Origin of the sequence: Synechococcus sp. R3-13 (assembly GCF_047462195.1) — a bacterium.
GTDB lineage: Bacteria > Cyanobacteriota > Cyanobacteriia > Thermostichales > Thermostichaceae > Thermostichus.
The window spans coordinates 1-1,322 of the sequence record NZ_JANSIO010000224.1 but is presented as its reverse complement, the minus strand read 5'-3'; the positions used below and the strand labels follow the sequence as shown (position 1 = coordinate 1,322).

The window sequence follows — 1,322 nt, the reverse complement described above, 5'->3', positions numbered from 1 at the left end:
GTGTCTAAGGAGGTAAAGTCTCAGGCTCATGGGAAATATGCTTATGGGAGCGAACTTTGCCACTCTAGCTGCCCAACTTTAAGCTCTCCTTATCCCCCCTCGGGGCGGTGGTTGGTGGTGGGGATGTAGATGCGGCTGCCCGCCCACTGCAATTTTTCCCGCAGAGTGCGAAAGTAGGAGAGATCTTTTTCCAGGATCATCAGCTTGGCCGGTGTAGGCGCTTGCTGAATGTGAACCCACTGGCCGGGATTCACCGACTGAGCCAACACGCCATCTGTCCACAGGCGGGTCAACCCTTCGGGATCGGCAAGAGGCCAAATGTCCACCCTGGCTGTGCCGCTGATGACAATAGGACGGCTAGACAAACTCAGGGGACAAATAGGGGTGATGATGATGGCGTCGAGGGTGGGCTCGAGGATGGGGCCATTGGCTGCCAGAGTGTAAGAGGTGGATCCCGTCGGTGTGGCCACCAGCACGCCATCCCCGTGGTACTGATCCAAAATCTCTCCGTTGACCTCGATCTCCATGATCGCGGCAGGCAGCCGTTCTCGGTTGATTGGCTTCAGGCAGATCTCATTGAGGGCATAGTAGACTTCGCTGGCCGGACGGCCTTGCGACTTTCCCTCTCCACGGGCGGCCAAGGGATCCCCTTGCCCCAACTGCGGCTGTTCCCAAATCTGGGCTTGCAACATCATGCGGGCTTGCAAGAAAAAATCCCCTGCCTGAATGCGATCCCAGGGATCCTGTTGCAGCACCCGCTCCGACTGGGCCAAAAACCCCAGCCTACCCCCCACTTTGATCGGCAAAATCGGGATCCCATAGGAGGCTAGGTATCGTGCCGCCGCCAACACCGAGCCATCTCCCCCCAGCACCACTGCCAGATCGATGGGATCCGAGGTGGCCTCTAGAAAGACAGGGTAGGGGTTGTGGTGCAAGCCGGTGGGAGCTGTCAACACCGTAACACCGCGCCGGCGCAACTGTTCAGCACACCTCTGACAAGCGGCCTTGCTCTCCCGATCCCCCTCTTTGTAGGCAATCACCACCAAGCCCAAGTCCATGGTCAACCTCATCAAGGGATCCCTGTCGATTGTCCCCTTCTTCAGACTGGGGATTGCTCAGGATAATCCAGACTATCCCCCCCAAAGTTAACCAGAAAATGTTCTCTTGGACGGTGAAACCGATCACCGCAGCTCTCCCTTGAGCGTCACTGCCCCCGCCAGAGCTTTCTTCTACAACTTTTAAGTAACAGTTAAGTAAATGTAAACTACCCGACCCTGACTGCTTCGCAGCACAGGGCGGGCTTTCGGTAGCCCTGCAGTTGG

At 57.3% G+C, this 1,322-nt stretch carries 1 protein-coding gene; it reads right to left on the bottom strand.

Translation table 11 applies throughout. The features are described 5' to 3' along the window. Positions 1-89: 89 nt before the first annotated feature. Positions 90-1,058, bottom strand: coding sequence for an NAD(+) kinase (locus NW856_RS07040; protein WP_414328788.1), 969 nt, complete (start codon positions 1,056-1,058; stop codon positions 90-92). Positions 1,059-1,322 lie beyond the last annotated feature (264 nt).

Coding starts and splice junctions, on each gene's coding strand:
- NW856_RS07040 (WP_414328788.1), bottom strand. CDS start 1,058: ATGGACTTGGGCTTGGTGGTGATTGCCTACAAAGAGGGGGATCGGGAG.